Consider the following 23,171-nt stretch of genomic DNA (forward strand, 5'->3'; position numbering starts at 1 on the left):
AAAAAGTGGCGCGGGAGCCGGTTATTCGAGCACGATGAGAAGGTCCCCGCCCTCGACCTGCTGAACGGAGGTGATTGCCAGCCGACCGACTTTGCCCGCCGCCGAAGCGGTGATCGACGCTTCCATCTTCATGGCTTCGATCGTCGCCACTGTCGCCCCTGCCGCCACCTGGTCGCCTTCGGCCACCTGCAGCGTTACCACGCCCGCGAACGGCGCGGCGATCTGCTTCGGGTTGCCCTTCTCGGCCTTTTCGGTGGCCGGGATGTCCGAGGCGATCGACCGGTCCCGGATCTGGATCGGCCGGAGCTGGCCGTTGAGCGTGGACATGACGGTCCGCATGCCGCGCTCGTCGGCCTCGCCGATGGCTTCCAGCTCGATGAGCAGCCGGACGCCGGGCTCGAGGTCCACCGAGTACTCCTCCCCCGGGCGCAGACCGTAGAAGAAGTCCTTGCTCGGGAGCACGCTGGTGTCGCCGTAGGCGTCGCGGTGCGCGAGGAATTCCTTGGTGGGACCGGGGAACAGCAGCCGGTTCAGCGCGCCGCGGCGGTTGTCGGCGAGTTCCTTGTGGTCCTCTTCGGACAGTTCGGCGACCGGTTTGGCCGCCGAACGGCCCTCGAGCGCCTTGGTGCGGAACGGTTCCGGCCAGCCGCCGGGCGGGTCGCCCAGTTCGCCGCGCAGGAAGCCGATCACCGAGTCCGGGATGTCGAACTTGTTCGGCTCCGCCTCGAAGTCCGCCGGGGAAACGCCGGCGCCGACGAGGTGCAGCGCGAGGTCGCCGACCACCTTGGACGAAGGCGTGACCTTCACGAGGTGGCCGAGGATCTTGTCCGCCGCGGCGTACATGGCTTCGATGTCCTCGAACCGGTCGCCGAGGCCCAGCGCGATCGCCTGCGTGCGCAGGTTGGAGAGCTGGCCGCCGGGGATCTCGTGGTCGTAGACGCGCCCGGTGGGCGACGCGAGACCAGCCTCGAACGGGGCGTAGATCTTGCGGACGCTCTCCCAGTACGGCTCCAGGTCGCCGATCGCGTGCAGGTCGAGGCCGGTGCTGCGATCGGAGTGGTCGGTGGCCGCGACGATCGAGCCGAGCGACGGCTGCGACGTGGTGCCCGCCATCGACGACACGGCGCCGTCCACCGCGTCGGCGCCTGCCTGGATGGCGGCCAGGTAGGTGGCGAGCTGACCGCCGGCGGTGTCGTGCGTGTGGATGTGCACCGGAAGGTCGAATTCCTTGCGCAGCGCGGTCACCAGCCGAGCCGCGGCGGGCGCGCGCAGCAGGCCGGCCATGTCCTTGATGGCCAGCACGTGCGCCCCGGCTCCGACGATTTGCTCGGCGAGCTTGAGGTAGTAGTCGAGCGTGTAGAGCTTTTCGTTCGGATCCGACAGATCGGAGGTGTAGCAGAGCGCGACCTCGGCGACCGCGGTGCCGGTGGCGCGGACGGCTTCGATGGCCGGCCGCATCTGTTCGACGTCGTTGAGGGCGTCGAAGATGCGGAAGATGTCGATGCCGGTCGCGGTGGCCTCCTCGACGAAGGCCGTGGTGACCTCGGTCGGGTAAGGCGTGTAGCCCACGGTGTTGCGGCCGCGCAGAAGCATCTGCAGACAGATGTTCGGTACGGCCTTGCGCAGCTGCTCCAGGCGTTCCCACGGGTCCTCGGCGAGGAATCGCAGCGCGACGTCGTAGGTCGCGCCGCCCCAGCACTCCAGGGACAGCAGCTGCGGCACCGTCGCGGCGACGACCGGGGCGACGGCGAGCAGATCCTTCGTCCGGACGCGCGTCGCGAGCAGCGACTGGTGCGCGTCGCGGAAGGTGGTGTCGGTGACGCCGAGCTGCGGAGTTTCCCGCAGCCAGCGCGCGAATCCCTCCGGGCCGAGTTGGGTCAGCTTCTGCTTGGAGCCGTCCGGCGGGACGAGATCCGCGGGCAGCTTCGGCAGCTTCGTCGCGGCCTCGGGAGTGCGCGGCCGCTCGCCGTGCGGACGGTTCACCGTCTGGTCGGCGAGGTAGGTCAGCAGGCGCGTGCCGCGGTCGGCGGAGTGCCGTGCGGTCAGCAGGTGCGGCCGTTCCTCGATGAACGACGTGGTGACGTTGCCCTCGCGGAAGTCCGGGTCGTCCAGCACCGCCTGGAGGAACGGGATGTTCGTCGCCACGCCGCGGATCCGGAACTCGGCGACCGCGCGGCGGGCGCGGCCGACCGCGGTGCGGAAATCGCGGCCGCGGCAGGTGAGTTTCACCAGCAGCGAGTCGAAGTGGGCGCTGATCTCGGTGCCGGAGAACGCGGTTCCGCCGTCGAGCCGGATGCCCGAGCCGCCCGGCGAGCGGTAGGCGCTGATCATGCCGATGTCCGGCCGGAAACCGTTGGCCGGGTCCTCGGTCGTGATGCGGCACTGGAGCGCGGCGCCGCGCAGGTAGATCTTGTCCTGCGACAGGCCGAGGTCGGCGAGCGTCTCGCCGGAGGCGATCCGCAGCTGGGACTGCACGAGGTCGACGTCGGTGACCTCTTCGGTGACCGTGTGCTCGACCTGGATGCGCGGGTTCATCTCGATGAACACGTGCTTGCCTTCGCGGTCCAGCAGGAATTCGACGGTGCCCGCGTTGCGGTAGCCGATCTGCCGGGCGAATTTCACGGCGTCGGCGCAGATGCGGTCGCGCAGTTCCGGGTCGAGGTTCGGGGCGGGGGCCAGCTCGACGACCTTCTGGTGGCGGCGCTGCACCGAACAGTCGCGCTCGAAGAGGTGGATCACGTTGCCCTCGCCGTCGGCGAGGATCTGGACCTCGATGTGCCGCGGCTCGACCACGGCCTTCTCCAAGAACACGGTCGGGTCGCCGAACGCGGATTCGGCCTCGCGCGCGGCGGCCTCGATCGACTCGCGCAGCTGAGCCGGGTCCTCGACGCGGCGCATGCCCCGGCCGCCGCCGCCGGCGACCGCCTTGACGAACACCGGGAAGCCGAGTTCGTCGGCTGCCGCGACCAGTTCGTCGACGTTGCTGGACGGCTCCGACGAGCCGAGCACCGGGACCCCGGCCTCGCGCGCCGCCTTGACCGCACGCGCCTTGTTGCCGGTCAGTTCGAGGATTTCGGCGCTCGGGCCGACGAAGGTGATCCCCGCTTCTTCGCAGGCCATGGCCAGGTCGGGGTTCTCCGACAGGAAGCCATAGCCCGGATAGACCGCGTCCGCGCCCGCCTTCTTCGCGGCCTTGACGATCTCCTCGACCGACAGATAGGCGCGGACCGGATGGCCCGGTTCGCCGATCTCGTAGGCCTCGTCGGCCTTCAGCCGGTGCAGCGAGTTGCGGTCTTCGTGCGGAAACACGGCGACTGTGCCCGCGCCCAGTTCGTAACCTGCGCGGAACGCCCGGATCGCGATTTCGCCGCGATTGGCCACCAGCACTTTGCGGAACATGCCCGGTCCTTCCCTTTTCGGATCGGTATCGAAGGCACGTTACCCGGTTCGTCCCGCGGTGCGGGAGCCGTAGTCCAAGTGATGGACATCATGCACGCCGACCTGCATGCATGATGCTGGTCGGACCGCGGCGCCGCAACCGTCAGGGCGTTCCCGCAGGCAGTGTGCACAGCAGCCGATTCGCGGTTCCGGAGGGCGCATTCTTGACCACGTTCTGCGTTGCGTCCTGCACAATTGCTTCGCCGACCGCATTGGGCGCGGCGTCGGGATGTGCGGACCGGTAGAGGGTCACCGCGCCAGCGGCCACCGCGGCGGCCATCGCTGTGCCGGACAAGGTCCCGACGTCGGCTGTTCCGGCGATCGGCGCGGGAATGTCGACGCCCGGCGCGTACAGATCGAGCGACGTGCCGAAGTTCGAGAACGGCGCGACCTGGTCCTGGACGTCGGTCGCGCCCACGGTGAGCGCTTCCGGCACTCGGGCGGGCGAGGTTTGGCTGGCGTCGGTGCTGCCCTCCCCTGCCGGAAGCACGATCGGCATCACCGCGGCGACTCCCTTGACCGCGTTGTCGAGCTGCTCGTTCGGCACGCCGCCGATGCCCAGCACCGCGACCGCGGGTTGGTGGGCGTTCTGGGCGACCCAGTTCAGCCCGGCGATGATCGTGTCGGTCGCGCCGCCGCCTGCTTTGTCGAGCACTCGGACCGGGAAGATCTGCGCGCCTTTGGCGACGCCGTAGCTGTGTCCCGCAACGATTCCCGCGACGCGGGTGCCATGGCCGTTGGTGTCCGACGTGTCCGTGCCGGTGGTGAGGAAATCCTTGCCAGGCAGGACGCGGCCCTGCAGATCCGGGTGTTTGGCGTCGACGCCGCTGTCGATCACGTAGACGGTGACGCCGGAGCCGTCCGAGTCGTAGTGGTACTTCTGATCGAGGCCGGTTCGCTGGTCGATCCGGTCGAGCGCCCAGCTCGGCGGGTTGTCCTGCGTCCCGCTCGCCGCCAGCGCGGCCGGTTGCACCCCGGCGACCAGCAGGAATGTCAGAGTTGCCGAAAAAAGGCCACGCGCCGCTCGGTTCCGCATGCCTGCGGTCGTATCCCGGTGGCCATTCGGCGGCAACTCGACGTCACACGATGGGCTGGTCCCAGTCCAGCAGCCGCCCGCCCCGGCGCACTGATAGGTAAAGGCAAAGGGGGACGATGCACGGCACCTATCTCGCCGTTAAGAGGCAAACCGCTGTCCGACCGACGCGTTTCGCCGCTCCGTGGCCAACGGTTGACCGGCTGAGAGCTTTAGCCGCTAGCCGGCCAACCGTTGGCAGACCGACAATTACTTCGCCGCCGGGACGTGCGCGCTCACCGACATCGTCGGCAAGTAGACCAGCGCGTCGAAGGCTTGCACGACGTCGACCTTCGTGAACATGTGCGCGTGCCGCACGCTCGACGGTCCGGTCAGGCCCTGCGCCCGGTCTTGCCGCAAATCGACCACGCACGGATCCGCGCCGGCCAATGCCGCTTCGACACTGCCCTCGGCGGGTGGCTCCAACTCCTGCGCGTAGACCCGGAAGCCGAGCCGCTCGCTCTCGTCCGGTTCGAGGCCGGTGGTCGTACCGGTCCCTGCGGTGAGGCCGAGCGCGAAGTAGTCGTCGCCGAACTCCTCGGCGAGGTGGGTGCCCGCGGAAGGGAACGTCATGGTCGGCAAAGCGGCGAACGGCACTCGCTGCAGGTGTCCGTTGTGGACCATCACCACGATCTTCTCGCCTTCGCCGTACAACTTGCGAAGCAGCTTCACGGTTGCGGCCATGTACGTGTCGCGAGACGACCCCTGGAGCGACGGTGCCGTTCCCGACATCATGGCGCTCAACTCGCGCAGGTACGCGTCAACGCGAAGCGCGCCGACCGCGTGGTGCTCGGCAATCGCATACCGGGCTGGCTCGCTCCGTTGCCGATAAACTGGCGAAAGAGAACGAAGGTGCGCGACGAGAGTCGTCAACGCGGCCGTGGCTGCGTCCCGGTCCGCGGCGGTCATTGCCGCATAACGGCCAGGCGCGACCGCGTTGCTGACCGCCGAGTACGGCTCGGACGCGGCGATCGCGGCGTCGACCAGCGGAAGAACCTCCGGATCGACCTCCTCCACGAAGCCGCGGACAATCTTCAACGCCGGCTGCGGCGAACCGCTCGAACTGGGCAGGTCGAGTCCGGAAAACCGGACGCCGCCGTGGCTGCGCATCCACGTCAGCATCTCGTGTACCTCGGCCGACTCGCCGAGGGAAAAGGTGAATCCTTCTCGCCCGACCTCAGCAACCGTGCCGGGGCCACCGTCGAGCCACTGCTGCACCAGGTCGCCCTCGGCGAAGCCCGATTCGAAGCCGAGCACCGTGAACCCGTGGTCCTCGACGAGGCGGCGGAGCAACCGGGCGCGGAGTTCGCCGAACTCGCGGATGTGGTGGTTGTTCTCGCCGATCGCGACGATGCGCGCGTCGCCGATCAGGCCGGTGATCGAGGCGACGTCGCCGTCCAGCGGCGAACGGGTGCTCAGCGGTGTCATACTGAGGACACTAATGCAACAGGGGTAGCGATTGGCCACTGAGGTACCGGGAACCAGCAGGCCGGGCGGGCGCACGGAACGCACGCGCGTCGCCGTTTTGCGGGCGACGCTCGCTCTGCTGGCGGAGGTCGGGTTCACGGATTTGACGGTCGAGGCCGTCGCCGAACGGTCGGGCGTGCACAAGACGACGGTTTACCGGCGATGGGAGTCGCGCGAAGGACTGGTCGCGGCCGCACTGCGGTTCGGCACCGGCGAACCGTGGAGCCCGGCGGACACCGGTTCGCTTGTCGCCGATTTGCGGCGAATGGCGTTGGACGTGGTGCACATATTGACCACCCCCGGGCAACGCGAGCTGCCGACCGCCGCGGTGCTGGCGGCCTTCCACTCGGAACGGGCGGCCGAGGCGTTGCGGGACTTCTATCAGGATCGGCATGCCCGGGCCGCGGTGATCGTGGAGCGGGCGGTGGCGCGTGGGGAGGTGCCAGCCGACACGGACCCGGACGAGGTGACGCGGACGGTGTGCGGGCCGGTGTTCTACCGGTTGTTCGTGTCGCGGGAGCCGGTGTCGGAGGAGACGGCTGAGATCGCGGCGGAGGCTGGGGCGGCGGCTGCCCGGGCGGGGGTGTTGTGCAGGCGGTTGCCGGGCGATGGCGACCGGGGTTGATTCCGAGGTGTGGGCTTTGTTGCCGGAAAACGGCGACGGGTGGAGGGCGCCGCTGGATTGGGTGGTTTGGCCGCGGAACGGCGAAAGCATAGTGCGGCTGAGCTATGGGCTGGCTCGATGCTCTCGGCGAAGCTGGGACGACGCAGGCGAAGCCGGGCGGCGGGAAGAGAGGCACGGTTGGTGATTCGGTTCTGCTTTCGCCGCTGAACGGCGAAAGCAGGGTACGGCCGTTCGACGGTCCCGGCGAAGCGGGGCAAGCCAGGCGTCGGGCACCAGACGACGGGCGGAGAAGAGCGGTTGGCGGGTCGGCTCTGGTTTCGCCGCAAAAGGGCGAAAGCAGAGTGCGGCTCAGGGACGGGCTGGCTCAACGTTCGCAGCAAAGCGGGGACGAACCAGGCGAAGCCGGGCACCGGGCACCGGGCACCGGGCACCGGGCACCGGGCACCGGGCACCGGGCACCGGGCACCGGGCGATGGTCGCCAACGAGCGGCATGCGGAGCGACCCTGGCGGGCGAGATGTGCAGGAAGTCGCCGTCAAAGCGGCAACGCACGATGAGAGGTCGCAGCCAGGCTGAGCAGGCAATCGCCACTCAACGGCAACAGCCCGAACAGCAACAGGCCGAGCTAGCTGCCGAGCAACCCGACGTGCGTTGTCGCCAAACGGCGACAAGCGCGAACGGCAGGGAGCAGAGGCAAGCAGACGCCGCTAAACGGCAACAACCGAAGCCCGCTCAAAGAAGCACGGCTAGCCCAACGGCAGCCGGTACCGGACCTCCTCCAAGGTCACCGCTCCGTCGGACATCGATTCCACCTTGGTCTTTCCGTCCGCAACCCACCCGGCCCGTTCGTAGAACTTCCGGGCCCGGGTATTAGTCGAGAGCACCCACAGCGTCGCCGACTCGAACTGGGACGACAGGCCGCGTACGCACTCCTCGTGCAGGGCTCGGCCCATCCCCTGGCCCCACTCCGACGGGAGGAGGTAGATCGACGACAGTTCGCCCGTTGCAGGGGTGGCGTCGTCGTCTCGGCTGGGGCCGAAGACCGCGAAGCCGGTGATCTTCTCGCCGGTGCTTGCCGTCAGGACGGTGTGCGGGCGGGAAGTGTCCGCGAGGCTCGAAGCCCAGAACTGTTCCCGCGTCTCGACCGACAGGCCGGACAGGAACTCGTCCGGCAGCAAACCCGCGTAGGCCGCTTGCCAGGAGCCGACGTGGACGGCTGCGATGTCTGCCGCGTCTTCCGGGGTCGCGGGGCGGATGACCAGGTCGGGCACCATTCCTCCAGAGGCTCGGCACGACGGGCGGTCGGGCTGGGAGCAGTTCAGCACACAAGCAGGTCGGCCCGCATGCGGTTTACCGGAGTGACCACAAAGGACAGTCAGGGAACCGGACAAGGGCGGCTGGGCCAGCGGGGAGTGAGTGTGTTCGGGCAAGGGTTCCGGGACTTCAGGCATCGCCGCCCCGCCAGGGAGGCTCGTCGGGGCATCCGGCCGATAGCCTCGTCGGATTGGCGGGTCAGGCTCCGCTCGTTCGTCATGCCCGTGCACACCAGGAAATGGGACTATCGATGACCAACCCGTTGATCGCGCCGGTGAAGGACTCCACGACCGCGATGTCCGGGATTCCTTTGCTGGAGGACGCGACCGGCCTCAAGACCGCGATCGAGAGCAAGAACTGGGCGGCCGTCGCGATCGGGGCGGTGGGCACCGCGATCGACGTGCTCACCGCGGTGATGGATCCGTTCGGCGCGATCTTCGCCGCGGGGGTCGGGTGGCTCATGGAGCACGTCGGGCCGCTCAAGGAGGCGCTCGACGCGCTCACCGGCAAAGCGGACGAGATCAAGTCCCAGGCGGAGACCTGGACGAATGTCGCCAAGGAGCTCGAAAGCGTCTCGGCGGAGCTGACCGAACTGGTCAAGAAGGACCTGCAGGACTGGAACGGCGAAGCGGCCGACACCTACCGCCAGAAGGCGGAAGACACCTCGGCGCTGATCGCCAGCGCGCAGAAGGGCAGCGAGGGCGCGGCGAGCGGGGTCAAGACCGCGGGCGAGATCGTCGCGGCCGTGCGGTCGCTGGTGCGGGACACGATCGCCGACCTCGTCGGGCACCTGATTTCGTGGGCGTTGCAGGTGCTGTTCACCGCGGGGATCGGGATGGCCTGGGTGGTTCCGCAGGTCGTCACCGCCGTCGCCAAGACCGCGTCGAGCATCGCGAAGGTCACCTCGAAGCTGGTCAAGGCGCTCAAGGCGTTGGTGCCGCTGCTGAAAAAGGCCGGCGTGCTGTTCGAGGACGCCGGCAAAGCATTGAAGGGCCTCAAGAGCGGCAAGGCAGCGCCGACGCACACTCCCAAGGACATCAAAACCGGGAACAGGTCTCACCCCGGCGGAGACGAGGGCACGCATACTTCCAGCGCCGGAGGGGACAGCGGGCACCACGGCGGCAGCCACTCGAGCGGCAGCCACGAAAGCGGCGGCGAGCACGGCGGCGGCGGAGGGGCGGGCGGGCACACGTCGGCTTCCAGCAGTTCCTCCTCAGGCGGGGCCAGGGGGAACAGCGACGCCTCGCGGTCGCTCGGCAAACAGGGCGAGAACTCGCGCAGCCTCGACAACATCTGCACCACCGGCGACCCGATCGACGTCGCGAGCGGCCAGATGGTGATGGCCGAGACCGACGCGACCTTCCTCAGCGCGCTGCCGATGGTCTTCGAGCGCACGCACTTCTCGTCGTTCCGCGCGGGCGGCTGGCTCGGTCCCGCCTGGGTGTCCACTTTGGACGAGCGGATCGAGGTGCACGAGGACCAGGTGTGGTTCGCCGGCGCGGACGGGATCGTCCAGGTGTTCCCCCGGCCGCGCGGAGACCAGTGGGTCGCCGCCGAGCACGGGCCCGCGCGGTATCTCGCCGAGGAGCCCGGCGGCGGATTCGTCCTCGAGGACCGCGAAAGCGAGCGGGTCCTGACCTTCGAGCGCGGCAACGGCCCGGTCCGGCCGATCCGCTCGATCAGCGGCCGCGGCAAGGAGCACATCTACTTCCAGCGCGACCAGCACGGCACGCCGGTCGCGATGCGGCACAGCGGCGGCCACCTGATCCAGATCGCCACCGAAGGCGGACTCGTGACCGGGCTGTCCACCGTCACCAAGGACGGGGACGAGGTGCCGTTGGTCCGCTACGGCTACACCGCGGGCAACCTCACCGAGATCACGAACGAATCCGGCCTCCCGTTCCGCTACGCCTACGACAATCTGGGACGGATCGTCGAGTGGACCGACCGCAACGGCGAGTGGTACCGCTTCCACTACGACCGCGAAGGCCGGGTCGTGCGCACCGAAGGCTCCGGCGACTGCCTCACCGTCACCATGCACTACGACCTGGCCGCCCGGATCACCCACGTCGTCGACTCGCTCGGCCGCCGCAGTGCCTACCACCTGAACGAAACCGGCCGGGTCGTGCGCGAGGTGGACCCGACGGGCGCGGCGCGCGCCTACGAATGGGACGCGCTGGACCGCCTGGTCGGCGAAACCGACGAAATGGGCAGGCAGCGGACCTACCGCTACGACGAAATGAACAACCTGGTCGCCCTCCAGCGGCCGGACGGCACGGAATTGACCATCGAGCGCAACGACTTCGGCCAAGCCGTCCGCATGGCCGAGGCGCCCGGCGTCGAAACCCGCTGGGAGTACGACGAACGCGGCAACGTGACCCGCGTTGTCGAACCGGGCGGCGCGACCACCAGCTACACCTACGACGAGTGGGGCCACGTCGCGTCGGTCACCGATCCAAACGGCTCGACGCTGACCGTGGTGTCCGACGACGCGGGCAACCCGATCACCGTCACCGACGCCCGCGGCGCGACGACCGCCTACGCCTACGACTGCTTCGGCAGGCTCTCCGCGATCGTCGATCCGAACGGCGCGGCCGAGGAATTCGGTTACACCGTCAGCGGCGCGCTCGCCTGGCACCGCCTGCCGGACGGCTCGACGGAGGAATGGTTCTACGACGGAGAAGGCAACAACCGCCTGCACTCCGACGCCTCCTCGGCGATCGCCCAGCAGGAGGTGACCCATTTCGACCTGGTCTCGGCCGAGATCCGGCCGGACGGCACCCGGCTCGAATACTCCTACGACACCGAACTGCGGCTCACCGCGGTGACCAACGAACAGGGCCAGGTCTGGCGCTACGAATACGACCTGGCGGGCAACCTCTCCCGCGAGACCGACTTCGGCGGGGCCAGTTCGTCCTACGGCTACAACGCCGCCGGCGAGCTGACCGAGATCCGCAACCAGGAAGGCGAGGTCGTCACCCTGCGCCGCGACGTGCGCGGCAACATCGTCGAGGAAACCGTCGAAGGACCGTCCGGGACGCTGCACACCCGCTTCGAGTACGACGTCCTCGGCGAGCTCGTCGCCCTCGACGACGGGACGACCCGCATCGAGTACACCCGGGACGCGGCGAGCCGGATCGTCGGGGAAACGGTCAACGGGCGCGCCGTCCGCTCCGAACTCGACCCCGCGGGCAATCAGGTCCGGCGGCAGACGCCGTCCGGGGCGGAAAGCGTCTGGGAATACCGCGAAGCCGGGCTCCCGGCCGCGGTGCGCGCCGCCGGCCGGACCACCCGGTTCGAGTACGACCGGGCGGGCCGCGAAACCCTCCGCGCGTTCGGGCAGGACGCGGCGATCGTCCGCTCCTGGACCCCGGCCGGACGGCTCGCCCGGCAGGCGGTCCGGTCCGCGACCGGCGAATTCGGCCAGGACCGGCAGTACCACTACCGGCCCGACGGCCTTCCCGACCGGATCGACGACGGGACGGCCGGGTCGCGCTGGCTCGCGATGGACGTCCGCGGCCGGGTGATCTCGGTGCGCGCCCAGGGCTGGAACGAGCAGTACGCCTACGACCCGACCGGACGGCTCGTCGACGCCGACTGGCCCGCGCCCGAGGACGAGGACCGCCGCGGCAGGCGGGCGGGACCGGCTTCGGTGATCACCGAGGCGGGCGGCGTCCGCTACACCTACGACCAGTCCGGCCGGATGCGCACCCGCCGCCACGAGGACGGCCGGACCTGGACCTACACCTGGGGCCCGCTGAACCGGCTCGTCGCGGTCGAGGTCCCGGACGCCACGACCTGGCGCTACACCTACGATCCGCTGGGCCGCCGCATCCGCAAGGAACACTTCGCCGCCGACGGGACGACGCTGCTCGAACGCGTCGATTTCGCGTGGGACGGCGAAACGCTGGCCGAGGCGACCAGTTCCGGCCCCGGCGCCGCCGAAACCACGGTGTGGGACTACGAACCGGGCAGCTTCGTGCCGCTGCTGCAGCGCCGGCGCACCGGTTCCGCGGACCAGAAACGCGTCGACGAGCAGTTCTTCGCCATCGTGGCCGAACCGTCGGGCACGCCGACCGAACTGCTCGACGACCGCGGCGAGATCGCGTGGCAGTCCCGCAGCAGCCTGTTCGGCGTCGTCGTCGCCGAGTCCGGCGGCACCGGCATCCCGCTCCGGTTCCAGGGCCAGTATTTCGACGAGGAAACCGGGCTGCACTACAACTTCCACCGGTACTACGACCCGGTGCTCGCGCGGTACCTCAGCCCCGACCCGCTCGGGCTCGGCGGCGGACTCGACCCGCACGCCTACGTCAGCAACCCGCACGTCTCGGTCGACCCGCTCGGTCTCGTCGGGGGATCCTGCAACACCCCGCGCGGGTCCGGCGGCTCCGGCGGCGGTTCCCAGCGCGGCCGGGGCCGCACCCGCTCGCCCAGCCCCGGCCCGAACGGGGAGCGCCGCGTGCGCTCCCCCGGCGGCCGGGTTTACCAGGAGGGACCGCCCACCCTCGCGTCCGGCGCGCGCAGGCGCGAGCACTACGGCTACAAGAACCTGTCGCACAAGCATTCCAAGATGCGGCCGCTGTTCGAGCGGAACGCCGTTTCGCCGCCGCCGAAGTTCCGCAGGCGCGGCGACGACACCAAGTGGTACATGGACCCGAACCGGCGCTACCAGACGCACGACTACCTCGGCAATCCCACCGGCATCGTCCGCGGCCACAGCAATGTCGTGATGGGCCACAACCCTTCGGCCGGAACCCATTTCAACCAGACCGGCCATCGGAACACGCCCGAACAGAACTTCGCGCACAACTCCGACGTGCGGATCTTCAAGCACCTCGAACCGAAGAGCAACTCCGCCGCGAGCGGATCCCAGGAACCCCGGTTCGGCGCCCCGGACCCGCGGGACTCCAACCGGGTCTACTGGGACAAGAACCACCGGGGCTATGTCGGCAATCCGGACCACGACTGGGATCTGGTGAGTCCGCAGCCGAGCCGGTCCTCCGGCCACCGCGGGTCAGGCGGCGGGAGTTACAGCGGCGGGTACAGCGGGAGTTACGGCGGCGGTTCCAGCAGTTACGGCGGCGGATCCAGCAGCCACGGCGGATACAGCGGTGGCTACGGCGGCAGCGGCGGGTACGGCGGCGGCAGCAGCTACGGAGGCAGCAGCAGCCGCCGGAACCACGGCTACGACTCCGACGACGACCTCTACGACGCCTGACCCGACGAGAAACCTCGAGCAAGAAGGCGTGGCCCGGGAAACCCCCGGGTCACGCCCCGCTCAGCTCTTCTCCAGGTACTCCGCCCGCTCCAGGTCGACGACGTCCGCCACCATCTGCGCCAGGCCCGGCAGCGAAGCCAGCTCCGGATCGGCCGTCACGATCTCCTGAGCCTGCGCCCGCGCCTCGGTGATCACGTCCTCGTCCCGCAGCAACGACAGCAGTTTCAGCCCGGACCGCTTGCCCGACTGCGCCGCACCGAGAATGTCGCCCTCCCGGCGCAGTTCCAGGTCCAGTCGGGACAGTTCGAAGCCGTCCGTGGTGGACTCGACCGCCGCCAGCCGTTCGCGGGTGGAAGTGCCGTCCAGGGTTTCCGTGACCAGCAAACACAATCCGGGCACGCTCCCCCGCCCGACCCGGCCGCGCAGCTGGTGCAGCTGGCTCACGCCGAAGCGGTCGGCGTCGAGGATGACCATCGCCGTCGCGTTGGGGACGTTCACGCCGACCTCGACCACGGTCGTCGCGACCAGCACCTCGACCTTCCCCGCGCCGAATGCCTGCATGACGGCGTCCTTCTCGTCCGTCGGCATCCGGCCGTGCAGCGCGGCGATCTTCAAGCCCTTCAACGCGCCGTTGGCGAGATCCGGCGCCACGTCCAGCACCGCGAGCGGCGGCCGCTTGTCGCTCTTGTCCGACGGCGGTTCGTCGCCGATCCGCGGGCACACGACGTACGCCTGGTGTCCCTTGCCGACTTCCTCGCTGACCCGCTGCCACACCCGGTCGAACCACGCGGGCTTCTCCGCGACCGGCACGACCGTCGTCTTGATCGGCGAGCGGCCGACCGGCATTTCGCGCAGGGCCGAGATTTCCAGGTCGCCGTAGACCGTCATGGCGACCGTGCGCGGGATCGGCGTCGCCGTCATGACCAGCACGTGCGGACTCGTCGAATCGGCACCGCGCGAGCGCAGCGCGTCCCGTTGCTCGACGCCGAACCGGTGCTGTTCGTCCACGACCACGAGCCCGAGATCGGCGAACTGCACGGTGTCCTGGATCAGCGCGTGCGTGCCGACGACGATGCCCGCCTCGCCGCTTACCGTCTCCAGCAACGCTTTCTTGCGTTCCTTCGCGCCCATCGACCCGGTGAGCAAGGTGATCCGGGTGGAATTCTCGGCCGCGCCGAGCTCGCCCGCCATCCCGATGTCGCCGAGCATTTCGCGCAGCGAGCGTGCGTGCTGCGCGGCCAGTACCTCGGTGGGCGCGAGCATCGCCGCCTGCCGTCCGGAATCGACGACCTGCAGCATCGCCCGCAGCGCGACCACCGTCTTGCCGGAACCGACCTCGCCTTGCAGCAGCCGGTTCATCGGATGCTCGGTCGACAGGTCGGCCGCGATCTCGTCGCCGATCGCGCGCTGGCCCGCGGTGAGGTCGAACGGCAGCCGCTTGTCGAACGCGTCGAGCAGGCCGCCGTCGACGTGCGGGCTCGCCTTCGCCGGACGCGACACCGCGGAATGCCTGCGCTGCGCGAAAATCAGCTGCACGGCCATCGCTTCGTCCCACTTGAGCCGGTGCCGCGACGACTCCAGGTGCGCCCAGTCCTCCGGGCGGTGGATGCCGCGCAGCGCGCGCTCGAGGCCGGGCAGCCCGTGCCGTTTGCGCAGTTCCTCGGGCATCGGGTCCTCGCCGACCTCCAGCACGTCCAGCACCTGCCGCACGCATTTGGCGATCGACCAGGTCGGCATGCCTTGCGCCGCCGGGTACACCGGGATGATCTCGGCGAGGAAGTTGTCGACCGCCTCGGCCTCGCGTTCGGCGTCGAGCAGTTCGTACTCCGGGTTGGCCAGCTGCAGCGTGTCCCGGAACGCGGTGACCTTGCCCGCGAACAGCCCGGTCTTGCCGGGGGCCAGCTCCTTCTCGCGCCACGCCTGGTTGAAGAACGCGCACGCGAGCCGTCGCTTGCCGTCGGTGATCACCATGTCGAGGATGGTGCCGTTGCGGGACTTCATCCGGCGCTTGCTGATCTTCTCGATCCGCGCCAGCACGGTCGCGTGCTCGCCGAGCTCCAGCCCGGCGATGTCGGTCAGCTCGCCGCGTTCGGCGTAGCGGCGCGGATAGTGGCGCAGCAGATCGGAAACCGTCTCGATGTCGAGCGCACTCGACAGCGCCTTCGCCGTTTTCGCGCCCAGCAGCAGCGGGAGCTTGTCGCGAAGCCCGGCCATGATTATTCGACCCCCATCAGCAGCACAGCGTCGTTTTGCCCGCCGGCGTAACTCGTCAACTCCACCTCGGGGTGCTCCAGCCGCAGTTGCTCGGCGAGCTCGGCGGCCACCCTCGGCGGAGCGTCCGCCCCGCTCAGGACGGTGACCAGCTCGCCGCCGAGCGCCAGCATCCGGTTCAGCACGCTGACCGCCGCCGCGACGAGATTCGTCGCCGACGCCGGGGCGGGCTCGATCAGCACCACCTCGTCGTCGACCAGGCCGATCACGTCGCCGGACTGGGCCCGGCCCACCCAGGTTAGCGACTCCTCGTGCGCGATCCGCAGCTCGCCACGCCTGGTCGCGGCGGCCGCCTCGGCCATCGCGACGACGTCGTCGTTGACCCGGCGTCCGCTGTCGTGCACCGCGAGCGCGGCCAGCACCTGCACCGGCGACGCGCACGGGATCACCACGACGTCGCGCTCGCCCGCCATCGGATGCCCGGCGGCGGTGTCGGCGGCCGCGGTGAGATCCGGGCCGCCCGGCAGGACGCTCAGGTGCTGTCCGGCCGCCTCGTTGAACAGCCCGATCATGTCCTCGACGCTCGGCGTCTCGCCCTCGGGCACCGCCAGCACGGCGACGCCCTCGGCCCGCAGCAGCTCGGCGAGCCCGCCGCCGCGCACCACCGCGACCACGGACCGGTCGATGCCGCCGCCGGGTTCGATCGGCGTCGGCGTGATCAGCGGTTCGACCCGGATCTTCCGCGGCCGGCCCAGCTGCAGCCCGGCTTCGATGGCCGCGCCGATGTCCGCGCAGTGGACGTGCACCGCGTGGCTGCCCGAACCGTCGCCCGCCACGGTCACGCTGTCGCCGAACCCGCTCAGTTCCTTCCGCAACGCCGGCAGCCGGGCCTCGTCGACCTCGTCCAGCAAGTACATGACCTCCCACGCGTACGGCGCCTGCTCCGGCAGCGAAGCGACCGCCTTCAGGTCGTGCCCGGGATCCTCGGGTTCGCCGGTGATCACCCCGGCCAGCGCGTCGAGCACCGCGACCAGACCCCGGCCCCCCGCGTCGACGACTCCCGCCTTGGCCAGCGCGGGCAGTTGCTTGGGCGTCTCCTCCAGTGCGGCCGCCGCCACGGTGACGACCTCGCGCGCGACCTCGGGCAACGTCCGCGTCGTGTCTCGGACGGCGGCGGCCACGGCGTGCAGGACGGTCAGCATCGTCCCGGCGACCGGCCTGCTGACCGCGCCCGTGGCGGCCTGGTCCGCGTGCCCCAGCGCGGCGGCAAGGCCCGATCCGTCGAGGTCGCCGCCGGTGGCCGCCCAGTCGGCCATCCCCCGCACGACCTGGGACAGGATCACGCCCGAATTGCCCCGCGCGTGCGCCACCGCCCCGCGCGCCAGCACCGCCAGCGCCTCGGCCGCGTCGGCCGGTTCCGCCGCGGCGAGCGCCTCGTGCGCGCCGGTCATCGTGTACAGCAGGTTGGAGCCGGTGTCGGAGTCCGCGACCGGGTAGACGTTGATGCCGTCAATGGCCGTGCGCAGCCTGTCCAAGCTGCGCACAGAGGCCGCCGCCCAGCCCGACACCGCCGCCGCGTCCAGCACCCGCACCCCGTAACCTCCTAGCCGGTCCCCGCGAGGGTAACGACCCCGCGGCAAGGCCCCCGAGACCACTCGTTACTATGGTCGAGTTGCCCGGCACGTTCGGGCGCGCATTCTTTGTCCCATATCCAGAGGAGTTCGACGTGGCTGCCGTGTGCGACGTCTGTGGCAAGGGACCCGGCTTCGGCAAGTCGGTCTCGCACTCCCACCGGCGTACCAACCGCCGGTGGAACCCGAACATCCAGGTTGTGCACGCGAAGGTCGGCGTGTCCCAGCGCAAGCGCCTGAACGCCTGCACCTCGTGCATCAAGGCTGGCAAGGTCGTGCGCGGCTGAGTTCAGCAGCTTTCGGAAAGGGGCGAGTGCTTCGGCACCCGCCCCTTTTTCGTCACCGCAGGAAGTTCGCCAGCACCTCTCGCAAGGACTCCGGCGCGTTCAGCACCCCGTGGTCCTGCCCCGGAATCTCCTCGTGCCGCCCGTGCGCGACCGCAGCGGCGACGGCCTTGGCGGACGACGTCATCCACGCCTCCCCCGCGCCGCCGGACAGCGACAGCACCGGGACGGTGATCGCCGCCAGCCGGTCCGTCGGCAGGTAGTTGCCGCGGCCGCACACGGTCAGGTCGTACGGCAGCGTGTGCGCCAGTCCGACGAACCAGCCCCACACCGGCGCGGACTTCATCGAGTCCACCATAGAGGCCGGGGTCCCGGTGCCTTCGACCAGGAACAACTCGACCGCGCCGTCCCGGTCGCCGTCGGCGAGGCAGGCGCTGACCCGGTCCACTAGGTCTTCGGCCGGCCGTGGGCGGTCGTCGCCGATGAACGGCGGTTCGTACACCGCCACCTTCGTGATCGGCAGTCCGCGTGCCGCCGCTTCCAGGGCCAGGATCGCGCCGGACGAGTGGCCGAACACCGCGGCCGAGCCGCCGACGGCCTCGATCAGCACCTCGAGGTCGTCGATCTCGCGCTCGACGGCGTAGACCGGCGCGTCGCCGCTGTCGCCGCGGCCTCTCCGGTCGTAGGCGACGGCGGTGAAACCGGCGTCGGCGAGCACCGCGGCGAGTGCGGCGACGGTCGTGCGGTCGTTCACCGCGCCGCCGACCAGCAGCACCGGCGAACCCGTGCCGTAGGTGTCGAAGGCGATCGGGGTGCCGTCGGCGGACGTGACGGTGGCGGTCATGGCGTTCCTCCAGGGTTTCAGTCGCTGCTTACCCTGGTGGTCGGCGCCGATCGCCGGAACTGGACACGCCGCGTCAGGGAAGTTTCCAGTCGAGCGGTTCCGCGCCCTGCTGGACCAGCAGCTGGTTCGCCCGGCTGAACGGCCGCGACCCGAAGAAGCCGTTGCGCGCCGAAAGCGGGCTCGGGTGCGCCGATTCGATGCACGGCACCTCGCCGAGCATCGGCCGCAGGTTCCGCGCGTTGCGGCCCCACAGGATCGCCACCAGCGGTCCGCCGCGCGCGGCGAGCGCCTTGATCGCCTGCTCGGTGACCTGCTCCCAGCCCTTGCCCTGGTGCGAGTTCGACTTGTGCGGCTGCACGGTGAGCGACCGGTTCAGCAGCAGCACGCCCTGCTCCGCCCACGGGGTCAGATCGCCGTTGGACGGCGTCGGATGGCCGAGGTCCTCGCAGTACTCCTGGTAGATGTTGATCAGGCTCTTCGGGATCGGCCGCACGTCCGGGGCCACCGAGAAGCTCAAGCCGACCGCGTGCCCCGGCGTCGGGTACGGGTCCTGGCCGACGATCAGCACGCGGACGTCGTCGAACGGCTGCTTGAACGCGCGCAGCACGTGCTCGCCCGCGGGAAGATAGGTGCGGCCCGCGGCGATCTCGGCGCGGAGGAACTCCCCCATCGCGGCGACCTGCGGGGCCACTGGTTCAAGGGCTTTCGCCCAGCCGGCTTCGACGATTTCGTCCAGCGGTCGTCCAGTCACGGCCCGCGAGCCTAGCGCCACGTGCCCGAGGTCACCGGGGCGGGTCCAGCCTGCGCAACTCCGCCCGGAACCGGGCCCCGCGCCGGACGTAGGAATCCACCACCGCGGCGATCTGGTCTTCGGAAAACGACTTGTTCGGCCGCGTTTTCGCCGGAACTCCCAGTGCGATCTCGCCGGTGCCGACGCTCGACTCGTACGACAGCACCGCGCCCGCGCCGACCATGCCGCCGTCCTCGATCACGCTTCCGTTCAGCACCACCGAACCCGACGCGATCAGGCAGCCGGTGCCGATCGTCGCGCCCTCGATGTGCACCGCGTGCCCGACCGCCGAGGACGGGCCCACGATCGTCGGATGCCGCGCGGTGCAGTGGACGACGCAGCCGTCCTGCACGTTCGAACGTTCGCCGATCTCGATGTACCCGTGGTCGCCGCGCAGCACCGTCTGCGGCCAGACCGAGGCGCGCGCGCCGATCCGGACGTCGCCGATCACGGTGGCGTCGGGATGGACGTAGGCGTCCGGGTGGATGGTCGGGACCAGGTCGCCGAGCGCGTAGATGGCCAATGCCGCCTCCGGGTCGTTCAGTGTTGTCGGTCGCGGGCCAGATCCTTGCCGTAGTACCGGCTTTCCGGCATATCGCCGTAATAACCGAAAGCCGGGACCTCGACGTAGCCCGACGAACGGTAGAGGGCGATCGCTTCCGGCTGTTCGGTGCCCGTCTCCAGCACGACGCGGCGGCGTCCGGCGGCGACCGCGGTGCGTTCCAGTTCGGCGAGCATCGCGCGGGCGAAACCGCGGCCCCGCGCGGATTCGACCACGTACATCCGTTTCAGCTCGACGTCGCCGGGCCGGAACGTCGGCTCGGGACCGTCGTGCGCGCGCCACGCGCCGGACGCCACCGGCACGTCGTCCAGGTACCCGACCAGGAACAGGCCCCGCGGCGGCGCGAACTCCGCGGGGTCCATCGGGGTCTCGTCCTCGGAGCCGTAGCGGCGCACGTACTCCAGTTGCACCTCGGCCATCAGCTTGGCGGCGTCGGGGTGGTCGAAGGCGACGGCACGGATGTCCACGGCGCCAGCCTAATGAAGGTTCACTGCTGCCAGTGCTCCCAGCCGCCCTGCTGGTCGTACTCGCGCCCGTCCACGGTGACGCCGGATCCGGGCATGGTGACCACGCCGATCTTGCGCCAGCCCTCGGGCAGGTCGTCGAACGGCGGGAACGTCGCGACCAGCGCGTGGTCCTCGCCGCCGGTCAGCACCCACTGCATCGGGTCCGCGCCGAGCGCGCTGCCGACCTCCTTCAGCCGCGTCGGCACCTCGAGCAACGCGGTCTGCACGTCGAGCCCGACCTCGGAAGCGGCGGCCAGGTGCGCGAGGTCGGCGAGGAGCCCGTCGGACACGTCCATCATCGCCGTCGCTCCGGCGTGCGCGGCCTGCGGACCGGCCGCGTACGGCGGTTCCGGGCAGCGCTGCGCGTTCACCACGCCGACCGGCGACCGGAATCCGCGGCGCAGCACCGCGAGCCCGGCCGCGGCCCAGCCGAGCCGCCCGCACACCGCGAGCACGTCGCCGGGGCGCGCGCCGGAGCGGGTCACCGGTTCGCGGTCTTCGAGGTCGCCCAATGCGGTGACGCTGATCACGAGCTGGTCCGCGCTCACGAGATCGCCGCCGGACACCCCGATCCCGGCCGCGTTCGCCTCGGCCCACATGCCGTCCATGATCTCGGTCACGACCTGCGCCGGGGTGTCGGCCGGGCACGCGATCCCGACGACCACCGACGTCGGTTTCGCGCCCATCGCCGCGACGTCGGACAGATTCACCGCGACCGCCTTGCGCCCGACCTGCTCCGGGCTCGACCAGTCGAGCCGGAAGTGCACGCCGTGGACCAGCACGTCGGTCGTGACGACCACGCGGCCGTCCGGCGCGGCGAGAACCGCCGCGTCGTCGCCCGGGCCCAGCAGTGTCGACGGCGGCTGCGCGCGTCCTTCGGTGACCCGCCGGATCAGGCCGAACTCGCCTGTCGCGGCCACCGAGTGCTCGTCCGGTGACACCGGTCACCTCCTGTTTCCCTCGCCTGTGTCGGATCGGCCACCGACAATCGGATCCCCTAGGTTTTTCCCAGGGCTGGCGCTACGTTTCCTACACCGTCTACACCGTTCCTACCTCGACTAGACCGCCACCGACGAAAGGGCACGCCGTGGTCCACGCATACATCCTCATCCAGACCGAGGTCGGCAAGGCGGCCGCGGTGGCTGCGGAGATCGCCGGGGTCCCGGGCGTGACCAGCTCCGAGGACGTCACCGGCCCGTACGACGTGATCGTGCGCGCCGCCGCGGACACGGTGGACCAGCTCGGCCAGCTCGTCGTCGCCCGCGTGCAGAACGTGCAGGGGATCACGCGCACGCTGACCTGCCCGGTCGTGCATCTCTGAGCCGTGGTCCACTGAGGCGGTGGCAGACACCGACACCGGGGCCCCTCCGAAGGTCGTCCTCGTCACCGCGTCGTTGCTCGTGGCCGCGCTGGCGGTCGCGGTCGCGGTCGTCGCGCTGACGAAGAGCTCTTCGGGACAGCCCGATCCGAACCAGCCGCTCGCGCTCGTGTCCGTTCCCGCGCCGCAGGCCGGGTCGCCGGACTGCGCGAAGCTGATCGCCGGGGTCCCGGCCACGCTCACGTCGAACGGCAAGGAACTGTCGCCGCGCACGCTCGCCGAGCCCGCGCCGAAGGCCACCGTCGCGTGGGGCGAACCGGATCCGGTCGTGCTGCGCTGCGGCCTCGAACGCCCGCCGGAGCTCACCCAGACCGCGCAGCTGCGCGTGGTCAACAAGGTGCAGTGGCTGCAGATCGAACAGGGCGGTTCGGCCACCTGGTACGCGGTCGACCGGCCAGTCTACGTCGCGCTGACCGTCCCGGCGAGCGCCGGGACCGGTCCGCTGCAGGCCATTTCGGACGCCATCTCCGCCAAGCTGCCGGTCAAGCCTCTGAAGTTCTAGCCGCGATCGTTTCCAGCGACTCGCCAGTGGTGCGCGGGCCGAGCACCGCCACGTCGACCATCAACAGCACCATCGCACCCGCGACCACCGCGAACATCGTCGTCGCACCCGCCGAATGCAGAACCGGCAACAGCACGAACGGCATCGCCGCCGTCGCCAACCGGGACAGCGCATAGGCCGAACCCGCGGCGGTGCCGCGCAGCGACGTCGGGAACAGTTCGCCCTGGTAGGTGTGGAAGGCGTTCGAGAAGACGTTGCTGACGGCGGTGTAGCAGAAGCCGAACACCGCGATCAGGACGCCGGACGTCGCGTAGCCGAAGGCCAGCCCGAACACCGCCATCGCCGCCGCGCTCGCGACGATCAGCCACTTGCGTTCCAGCCGTTCGATGATCGGGATGGACAGCGCCGACCCGATCGGATAGCCCAGGAAGGTGAGCGCGCTGAACGTCAGCGACGTGACGAGGCCGAAACCCTTGGCGGCCAGCACAATCGGCACCAGTGAACCGAATCCGTAGTAGCCGAACGATTGCAGCAGCTGGAAGACGTACAGCATCGCCGTGCGACGGAACCACGGCGGACGCAGCAATGCCGACGCGCGCACGGGTTCGGGCGCGGGCGGTTCCGGCTCCGGTTCGGGCAACGGCTGCGGCGCACTCGCTTCGAGCTTGCGCACGACCTCGTCCGCTTCGCCGATTCTTCCTTGCGCCGCAAGCCAACGCGGTGACTCCGGCAGCGTGAACCGCAGCGCCCACACGACCGCCGCGCCCAGCGCGCCGATCACGAACAGCCAGCGCCAGCCGTCGATGCCGAGCGGCGCGTGGCCGACCAGCGCACGGGCGAGGAATCCGGCAGCGGGGACACCGCAGAAGCCGATGGTGTAAGCCCAGGCTGTCGCCCGGCCGCGGGCGCGCGCGGGCAGCAGGTCGGCGAGATAGGCGTCAGCGACCGGCAGTTCCGCGCCGATGCCGATCCCGGCGATGAACCGGCAGATCACCAGCATCCACACGTCCGTGCTGAACGCGCCGAGCAGCGTGAACACCGAGTACAGGCCCAGGGTGAGCAGGAACGCGCGACGCCTGCCGAGCCGGTCGGCCAGCCTGCCGAGGAACACCGCGCCCACGAACGCGCCGACGAACGCCGACGCCAGGACGTACTTCAGCGTCGTCGGGGTGACGCCGAACTCCTTGGTGAGGACGGTGCTGATGGTCGCGGCGAGGAACAGGTCGTAGAGGTCGAAGAAGGTCGCGATGCCGACCACTGCGACGAAGTACCGGTGCCGCCGGGTGACCGGGAGCCGGTCGAGCCGGGATGCGATCTGCACGCGCTGTTT

General features: G+C 70.1%; 17 protein-coding genes. 5 read left to right on the forward strand and 12 right to left on the reverse strand.

The annotated features are described in order from the left end of the window. Positions 1–21: 21 nt before the first annotated feature. The 3 genes from DMP23_RS25115 to DMP23_RS25125 all read right to left on the reverse strand — a co-directional run bounded on the left by DMP23_RS25115 (position 22) and on the right by DMP23_RS25125 (position 5,938). Positions 22–3,399, reverse strand: coding sequence for a pyruvate carboxylase (locus tag DMP23_RS25115; protein ID WP_134727847.1), 3,378 nt, complete (start codon positions 3,397–3,399; stop codon positions 22–24). 142 nt (positions 3,400–3,541) lie between these two features. After that, positions 3,542–4,474 carry a S8 family peptidase gene (locus tag DMP23_RS25120; RefSeq protein ID WP_107051010.1) on the reverse strand — a complete coding sequence of 311 codons (933 nt, stop codon included), beginning with the start codon at positions 4,472–4,474 and terminating at the stop codon, positions 3,542–3,544. A 246-nt stretch (positions 4,475–4,720) separates the two neighbouring features. Further along, positions 4,721–5,938, reverse strand: a complete 1,218-nt coding sequence (locus DMP23_RS25125) for an erythromycin esterase family protein (RefSeq protein WP_337822698.1) — start codon at positions 5,936–5,938, stop codon at positions 4,721–4,723. A 31-nt stretch (positions 5,939–5,969) separates the two neighbouring features. Between DMP23_RS25125 and DMP23_RS25130 the strand changes: the two genes are divergently transcribed. Further along, positions 5,970–6,602, forward strand: a complete 633-nt coding sequence (locus DMP23_RS25130) for a TetR/AcrR family transcriptional regulator (RefSeq protein ID WP_337822699.1) — start codon at positions 5,970–5,972, stop codon at positions 6,600–6,602. 745 nt (positions 6,603–7,347) lie between these two features. Here DMP23_RS25130 and DMP23_RS25135 read toward each other — a convergent pair. Beyond that, the gene (locus DMP23_RS25135) at positions 7,348–7,872 is read right to left on the reverse strand and encodes a GNAT family N-acetyltransferase (protein ID WP_337822700.1); all 525 of its coding nucleotides are present in this window, start codon (positions 7,870–7,872) and stop codon (positions 7,348–7,350) included. A 293-nt stretch (positions 7,873–8,165) separates the two neighbouring features. On the opposite strand from DMP23_RS25135, the gene DMP23_RS25140 reads away from it, so the two are divergent. Next, complete coding sequence (locus tag DMP23_RS25140) at positions 8,166–13,133, forward strand: RHS repeat-associated core domain-containing protein (protein ID WP_337822701.1); 4,968 nt, start codon at positions 8,166–8,168, stop codon at positions 13,131–13,133. Positions 13,134–13,193: 60 nt separating this feature from the next. On the opposite strand, the gene recG is transcribed toward DMP23_RS25140, so the two are convergent. Together recG and DMP23_RS25150 are read right to left on the reverse strand one after the other, a co-directional pair. After that, positions 13,194–15,347 (reverse strand): ATP-dependent DNA helicase RecG, encoded by a 2,154-nt coding sequence (gene recG / locus DMP23_RS25145; protein ID WP_037811700.1) that lies wholly within the window; start codon positions 15,345–15,347, stop codon positions 13,194–13,196. A 2-nt stretch (positions 15,348–15,349) separates the two neighbouring features. After that, a complete protein-coding gene (locus DMP23_RS25150; protein WP_037811702.1) occupies positions 15,350–16,936 on the reverse strand; it encodes a DAK2 domain-containing protein in 1,587 nt (528 codons plus the stop codon). A 134-nt stretch (positions 16,937–17,070) separates the two neighbouring features. Here DMP23_RS25150 and rpmB point away from each other — a divergent pair, with 134 nt between their 5' ends. Continuing rightward, positions 17,071–17,262, forward strand: a complete 192-nt coding sequence (rpmB, locus tag DMP23_RS25155) for a 50S ribosomal protein L28 (protein WP_009074135.1) — start codon at positions 17,071–17,073, stop codon at positions 17,260–17,262. A 52-nt stretch (positions 17,263–17,314) separates the two neighbouring features. Here the strand turns inward: rpmB and DMP23_RS25160 are convergent, their stop codons facing one another. The 5 genes from DMP23_RS25160 to DMP23_RS25180 form a co-directional block, all read right to left on the reverse strand. Next, positions 17,315–18,103, reverse strand: a complete 789-nt coding sequence (locus DMP23_RS25160) for an alpha/beta fold hydrolase (RefSeq protein WP_337822702.1) — start codon at positions 18,101–18,103, stop codon at positions 17,315–17,317. A 73-nt stretch (positions 18,104–18,176) separates the two neighbouring features. Next, positions 18,177–18,854 (reverse strand): uracil-DNA glycosylase, encoded by a 678-nt coding sequence (locus DMP23_RS25165; protein WP_037811706.1) that lies wholly within the window; start codon positions 18,852–18,854, stop codon positions 18,177–18,179. A 31-nt stretch (positions 18,855–18,885) separates the two neighbouring features. Then, positions 18,886–19,416: a gamma carbonic anhydrase family protein gene (locus tag DMP23_RS25170; protein ID WP_037811708.1), complete on the reverse strand. Its 531-nt coding sequence runs from the start codon at positions 19,414–19,416 to the stop codon at positions 18,886–18,888. Positions 19,417–19,433: 17 nt separating this feature from the next. Continuing rightward, the gene (locus tag DMP23_RS25175) at positions 19,434–19,922 is read right to left on the reverse strand and encodes a GNAT family N-acetyltransferase (RefSeq protein ID WP_037811710.1); all 489 of its coding nucleotides are present in this window, start codon (positions 19,920–19,922) and stop codon (positions 19,434–19,436) included. 20 nt (positions 19,923–19,942) lie between these two features. After that, on the reverse strand, positions 19,943–20,902 hold the full coding sequence (locus DMP23_RS25180; RefSeq protein WP_037811712.1) for a thiamine-phosphate kinase: 960 nt from the start codon (positions 20,900–20,902) through the stop codon (positions 19,943–19,945). A gap of 146 nt (positions 20,903–21,048) precedes the next feature. On the opposite strand from DMP23_RS25180, the gene DMP23_RS25185 reads away from it, so the two are divergent. Both DMP23_RS25185 and DMP23_RS25190 read left to right on the forward strand, forming a co-directional pair. Continuing rightward, positions 21,049–21,282: an Lrp/AsnC ligand binding domain-containing protein gene (locus DMP23_RS25185; protein ID WP_037811714.1), complete on the forward strand. Its 234-nt coding sequence runs from the start codon at positions 21,049–21,051 to the stop codon at positions 21,280–21,282. Between the two features lie 19 nt (positions 21,283–21,301). Beyond that, positions 21,302–21,841 (forward strand): DUF3515 domain-containing protein, encoded by a 540-nt coding sequence (locus DMP23_RS25190; RefSeq protein WP_134727841.1) that lies wholly within the window; start codon positions 21,302–21,304, stop codon positions 21,839–21,841. Here the strand turns inward: DMP23_RS25190 and DMP23_RS25195 are convergent. Continuing rightward, a complete protein-coding gene (locus DMP23_RS25195; RefSeq protein ID WP_037811717.1) occupies positions 21,822–23,162 on the reverse strand; it encodes an MFS transporter in 1,341 nt (446 codons plus the stop codon). The genes DMP23_RS25190 and DMP23_RS25195 overlap by 20 nt on opposite strands. Positions 23,163–23,171: the final 9 nt, after the last annotated feature.

The organism is Amycolatopsis sp. A1MSW2902 (assembly GCF_017312175.1).
GTDB classification, from domain to species: domain Bacteria; phylum Actinomycetota; class Actinomycetes; order Mycobacteriales; family Pseudonocardiaceae; genus Amycolatopsis; species Amycolatopsis nivea.